The organism is Phormidesmis sp. 146-12 (assembly GCF_052939495.1).
The window spans coordinates 1-5,714 of sequence record NZ_JBJPHS010000203.1 but is presented as its reverse complement, the minus strand read 5'-3'; the positions used below and the strand labels follow the sequence as shown (position 1 = coordinate 5,714).

The 5,714-nt window shown below is 46.8% G+C and carries 7 protein-coding genes; 3 read left to right on the top strand and 4 right to left on the bottom strand.

All coding sequences use genetic code 11. The annotated features are described in order from the left end of the window. Positions 1-318: 318 nt before the first annotated feature. Positions 319-1,026, top strand: a complete 708-nt coding sequence (locus tag ACKFKF_RS34205; protein ID WP_446871820.1) for a TapB family protein — start codon at positions 319-321, stop codon at positions 1,024-1,026. Between the two features lie 166 nt (positions 1,027-1,192). Here the strand turns inward: ACKFKF_RS34205 and ACKFKF_RS34200 are convergent, their stop codons facing one another. The 4 genes from ACKFKF_RS34200 to ACKFKF_RS34185 all read right to left on the bottom strand — a co-directional run bounded on the left by ACKFKF_RS34200 (position 1,193) and on the right by ACKFKF_RS34185 (position 5,142). Then, positions 1,193-1,882 (bottom strand): class I SAM-dependent methyltransferase, encoded by a 690-nt coding sequence (locus ACKFKF_RS34200; RefSeq protein ID WP_446871819.1) that lies wholly within the window; start codon positions 1,880-1,882, stop codon positions 1,193-1,195. Between the two features lie 901 nt (positions 1,883-2,783). After that, on the bottom strand, positions 2,784-3,749 hold the full coding sequence (locus tag ACKFKF_RS34195) for a Rieske 2Fe-2S domain-containing protein (protein ID WP_446871818.1): 966 nt from the start codon (positions 3,747-3,749) through the stop codon (positions 2,784-2,786). Positions 3,750-3,814: 65 nt separating this feature from the next. After that, on the bottom strand, positions 3,815-4,522 hold the full coding sequence (locus tag ACKFKF_RS34190; RefSeq protein WP_446871821.1) for a helix-turn-helix transcriptional regulator: 708 nt from the start codon (positions 4,520-4,522) through the stop codon (positions 3,815-3,817). Between the two features lie 467 nt (positions 4,523-4,989). Continuing rightward, positions 4,990-5,142 (bottom strand): hypothetical protein, encoded by a 153-nt coding sequence (locus tag ACKFKF_RS34185; RefSeq protein ID WP_446871817.1) that lies wholly within the window; start codon positions 5,140-5,142, stop codon positions 4,990-4,992. A gap of 4 nt (positions 5,143-5,146) precedes the next feature. Between ACKFKF_RS34185 and ACKFKF_RS34180 the strand changes: the two genes are divergently transcribed. Beyond that, positions 5,147-5,359 carry a hypothetical protein gene (locus tag ACKFKF_RS34180; protein ID WP_446860178.1) on the top strand — a complete coding sequence of 71 codons (213 nt, stop codon included), beginning with the start codon at positions 5,147-5,149 and terminating at the stop codon, positions 5,357-5,359. 18 nt (positions 5,360-5,377) lie between these two features. Then, the coding region (locus ACKFKF_RS34175; protein WP_446871816.1) for a Dethiobiotin synthetase at positions 5,378-5,714 on the top strand (337 nt) is incomplete at its 3' end.

Sequence of the window (5,714 nt, the reverse complement as noted above, 5' to 3'; positions counted from 1 at the left end):
AACTCGCTTGCCTTCATCATCTCACAGATTTTATGGTTTTCGGATAGGCCCTTAGTAGGTGTTTTGTTGTTCATCTAACCAGTAATTCTCAAACCACCGCCACCACCTGTAACGTAAGCGGCAGAAATGACTGAAACGAAGTGCAAAGACTCTATACCGTCTGCTCCACTGTGTTGTTAGACCATGCCTCACCGATCGCTTACGATAGACGCATTCACGCTTGTCTGAGAGTTTAAGCGATATCTCTTGATGAGTTAATTCTCTTGGTCAACAATCTCAGTTAGCTCAGAACAAACCCAGTCCAAGTGTGATCCTGTAATGAAAAAACCGAATCATAACGCTTCCACTAAGTTGGTATTTTTTTTGGGTTTGCTGCTTGTGTTCAGCGGTACAGTAGTTGCCTGCCTCAACCCACTGGCTTCCTTAACCCCCGATTATTTCCCCCTCCGCGTTGGTGATTGGTGGCAGTACCAAACCGTCGATGTGGAATCTTCTGTTTACGGATCTGTCACTTCCAAATATAAGTTGAGCGTGGTGAGTCAGGAGAGACAAACCGATGGCACGCTCCTGTATGTGATTGGAACACCGTCTAAGGACAAGCCAAGTGAACTATTCTTGCGAGAATGGTACTCTAAACCTGCTGGGCAAGTGCTTGCTCATCGCAATGAATATCCCCTATGGTCGAAAGAGAATCGAGGTTTTTCGTTTGAGCCGCCACGCATTGTACTCAAAAATCCGCTACAACCAGGGGATTCTTGGGTGTGGGAGGGCAAGGGATTTTTTGGGGCGCCCACTATTGAAATTAGTAAGGTTGTCGCCAGCGAAACTGTGGTTGTTCCGGCAGGTAAATTTTTAGCCATGAAAGTTGAAACGCAGGGATCGCTGATTCCGAATCAAAAAACTATCTCCTGGTATGCCAGTGGGGTTGGGTTGGTGAAGTCAGAGGAATATTCTAACTACAAAAGTTCTAGACCTGCCGCCCGCACTACGGAACTCCAGGATTACAGCTTTAGAACCAAAACCTAATCCTGTTTTGTCAACGAGATCTGTGATTCAAGGGACACAGTAAATGATGCGGTTGCTGTCATGCGGGCCAACGACCCGCTTCACCCGCCGCTAGTAACCTTTCGTTCTCAGCCAACCAACTCTCAACGGTCGGTGTGCAAGCGGATTGTTAGCTGGCTGATCGCGACTACGATTGCAAAACTGCAACACGACATAATTCTAAACCGCCTCCGTCATACCCCGAATGTGTCTCAACGACTCGAAACCCATACCCTTCTAGCTCTTGATCAACCCAGCCCTGAGTTAAATCATCACGACGACTGCGATATTGAGAAATGATCAATCGACCGCTTTGAGCAACAAACTCAGCCAATAATCTTTCGACAAAAGGCTTTCGATAATTGCGCGGCACGTAATCGAGTTCAGTTCGCACATAATCAAAGCACTGCGGCGGAGTCCAATTCCAGGCGTTACCCATATAAATATTGCCCGAAGATTGAAGGCGTTGTCGAGCTAAATCAACAAGTTTGGCTGAATAGTCCAGACCGTGAGGTGTAATCTCAACGCCTTTTAACTTTGCCCAAGCGACTAGACACTCCAACAAATACCCATTCGCACAACCAATATCGAGATATGTACCTGATCGCTTCACTGGTGCTATGTTTACGATCCGAAGTCGTATCCAATCCTCAAATGTCCCACTCTTACCAGATTGTTGCCACGCAGTAGGTGCGACTGCATACGCTGTTTCCAAGGTTTTTTTGACCTTTGCAAACCAATCTTGTAAATCGACCAACGCTACATCATCAAAGGCAAAACCACATTGACAATGCTTAATCGACTCCTTGACCTCTTGTAAACATTGAGGGCAACGCATAGCTAGTCAAAGTTAAAAACAATTCAAGATCCAATTAATTTTCCCTGCCCACCGACGACTTGTAAACAACGCTCCTATCGACCAGAACGAAGCCAGCTAACGTTCCGGTTGAGCGGCGATGAGAGAACTTAAACGCTAGACGAAAAGACTCTGAACGTCCGCTCCAACCGGGTTGTGTACGCCCAGCATGGGCGTGAACTAATGGGGTGAAAGTCCCCTGTCGGAGAACCAACGTCCAAATGATCACTTTTATAGATCCGAGTGACGACAACGACTAGCTTAAGGCAAGGGCGTTTCCGCGAGGAAGGGTCTGAAGGAAGCCAGCGGCAAACCTGCGAGCCGACGAACAGAAATGTCATAGAAGGCTGAGATCCCTGTGGCTTTGTGAGCACAACATCACAAAGCCTTTTGGTTCAGGGGACACAGTAAATGACACGGTTGTGCAGGGACAGTTCACGCTCTTATCTGGGGAGATCTGCTCAAGCGGCGGTCTGAGTGTCTACGGGAGTCTGATTGAGGTCTAGCTGGAAACGGTGAGGTAGCCACAGAACCCTACGGAAGCTCAGGCAGCGCGTCTGGTGGTAACGCCAGGGGTGATTGAGCAGAAGTCAGCAGATGCCATAGTAGCCAAAGGCTCATCGTAATGGGTGGGACAGGGTGTTGGGCTGAACTTCAGAGAGCAGGGAGGAGCCGTAAAGCTCGACGTGGCGATGAACCCGGATGGGGGAGCTAAACTGTCGGCGCTTAATTGCGTAACCACCCCTGGACATTGATTCTTCGGATTCAAACCGTCTAAACCTCTTTGAGGAAGCGCCCCGTGCGGAGCCGCATGCGGGGTGCTGTGGGAGCTGGAGGGGAAAACCCTCCGGCGACCCGATTATACGGCTGTCGCCACTGAATGTCATCTACCAGCACTCGTGTCTTGAGTAGCTTCTGTTCTCTCATTTTTCACTGCGCGGTAGTACCAACGACGAAATCTCAGTGAGGGTTCATCAGTAGGCACATTATATCCTTCGTTTACATTGGGAACTTCATCGATTTGTGACTCAACCATAGTCCGATCGTCGTCGGATGCTGCAAAAAACTCAGCAAAATCGAAGTTACTCCGATCGATTCCAGGGTTGGGTAGAAGAACCTGCATAAATCGCATTTGCTGAGTGTTAATCGGAACGGCAAAGAAATGGGGAAGAAGAGGCATTCCGTCTAGGTTTAAAACGATATTATTCGGCTGATGCCAGTCAATTTCAGTTCCAGAGGATAAGGTATTGAGACGATTAGTAACCGTCATCCCATCTGCTGTTGAAGTAACACTGATTTGGGCGATCGCATCTTTGTGTGCTGCGTCATTTAGCTCGCCACCAAATGAATTTCGATGAACAAAAGGAAGATGCAGATAATCCAGCGAAATATCAACTGCCTGTGTCCAATGAGCATTCCAGATCTCATGGTGAATTACATAGCGATCCTCGGACTCTAATAAGCTCGACGGCAACTCTGGTTCTGGCACATCTTCGGTTCCTGTAAAAATCCAAAGCATCCCTACAATCACTCTGACCGGAAAGCTCACGATCGACAGTTTGGAAAGGTGATTTGGGTTTAGTGAGTTGAAGGGAACCTGAACGCAATCGCCATTTGAGGCAAACTTCCAGCCATGATAGGGACATTCAAGGCAACCGTCGGCTGTTACTTGTCCCTGTGAAAGCGGCGCACCGCGATGAGGACAGCGATCCAGAAACGCTGCAAACTGACCAGACGAACTCCGAAATAGAACGAGTGATTCGCCCGCTAATTCAACTGCAATGGGAACTGTCCCAATTTCAGCGACAGGCAACACAGGAGTCCAAAAGTTAGGAAACATCTCAAACATGGCAAAATCGACTCCATCACAAGTTCTTGGATGTTGTCCAACATAGAACTCTGCTCCTGACAGCGTTATGTCAGTGGCTGAAATCCAGATAATTTCATTCTCTCAAGTTGAAATTCTGTATAGGTATCAAGATTAATTGCTTGACTTGGAAATTCAAAATCTGAAGCAAAATCCAGATCTTGAATGCGATCAATGCGGAAATCTCTGTAGGTTTTTCTGAGCGTACACCATGTTCCAACCGTCCATTTACTGCCCCAGCAGAATAGTCCCAACGGGAAGATGATTCTCTGAGACAGTTGCTCATTCAGGCTCATGTACTCGATTCTGACGGCTTTTTGCTGTTGAATGGCTCGATAAAGATCGTTCCAATACCTTAAGCTTTGGTCATTCAAAAGATTACCTAACGCTCGAATAGATGCGCGAGTTGGATCAAAACTGCGTGGTGGCAACACTGCTCCAATTTTGCTGAGAAGCGTTTTTGCTGCTGCCTCCAAATCAGTCCCAGTCGATCGCGACAGCATTTCAACACCCAACATCAGAGCGGCAATTTCATCATGCGTTAAAGTGAGCGGCGGCAACTCAAAATCTTCATCCAGAGCATAACCGACACCAGGCTCACCGTAGACTGGAATACCACTCAATGAAAGATCGTCGATATATCGGTAAATTGTACGCACAGAAACACCAACTCGTTCAGCGAGTTGTTCTGCTGTAATGGGTTGGTGGGATCTGATAAGATTCACCAGTTGAAAAAGACGGTCAGCTTTCCTCATGCTGGACATCAATTGATCTTAATTGTTAAGGCATATAACCCTTCTCATCAACCGTATCGCACTTCTATACGTAAAAACTAAACTTAATCTGGAACATCTACAGACATCTTTTGAACCTCTGCCAAGACTGATAAATCAAGCCGTATAATTGAAACGAGTTCAGCCGCGCTTGAGGGTTTTCAAATTTTGTGTATGGTCGTCTCTTTTCGTCGGCTGCAAGGAGAAGTTAAATTGCAGTCGAAGTAATTGTAGCAGATAGTACAAGTGTAGTTATACTGCGATTTAACTATTATTTCTGCCGTTTGACTAGAACAAACAGTGTAAAAGGATTCTGAAGATAATTATCCTGTATACAATCAGCATAACTCGTGTTTTTCAAGGTTTTATACCAAATCTTCGCAGGATAACTCCTCTATTTCGGCACTTATACCGAGCAATTCCTAGATTCTTTAATTGTTAGAGAAGAATTACTTGTAGCGCCATTTGGGAGAGGCTAATGGAAAGTAGTCCGAAATGAGAAAGCTCTCTCGCTTTTCCGAAATAGGACGATCGAGCTTAAAAATCTTCAGGAAAGGGAGTTCTTTTTGTTGTAGTAAACTAAAGAAACGATTCGGAGACATAGATATGGCTCGACTGCTCAAGCGCTGGGAGTCTCCTCGCCGTGAGGGACGCAACCACAAAGGCAAAGGCGGCACTGCCCGTCAGCGACAACTCAAAAAGCAAACTCAACTGCTAAGAAAGAAACTTCAAGACGGCTCACAGCCTGACAACGATGGGGGGAGAGGACAAACAGAGTCTACTCCCTCTATTTTTTTGAGCAGCGAATCGGTAGGCTAAACTTAAACCATTCTTTGTGTGAGCGTTGCGATCGTGGATTATGACTCTGCTCGTCGTCTCTTGTTAGACCAATCTCGCTTTGGTGTTGCCGATACTTTTTTGGGGCGGCTCCAGCGCAGCCATCCTCCTATGCCGGGCCAGGTGACCTCGATTTTGCTGGCGTTGAAGGTGGTGTTTGAGGCGTTGAAAGAAGAAGGGGCGATCGATCGAGATCTCGCTTACGCTCTACATCTGGTGTCCAGTGAAGGCCGACAATTGTTTGAAGTGGGATTGAGAAAAAGTTCCGACTGCCCTCCTCTGCTCAACGAAGACTTAACTCGAATCGCATTGGCCGTAAAAAGCATTTTTTCTGGTG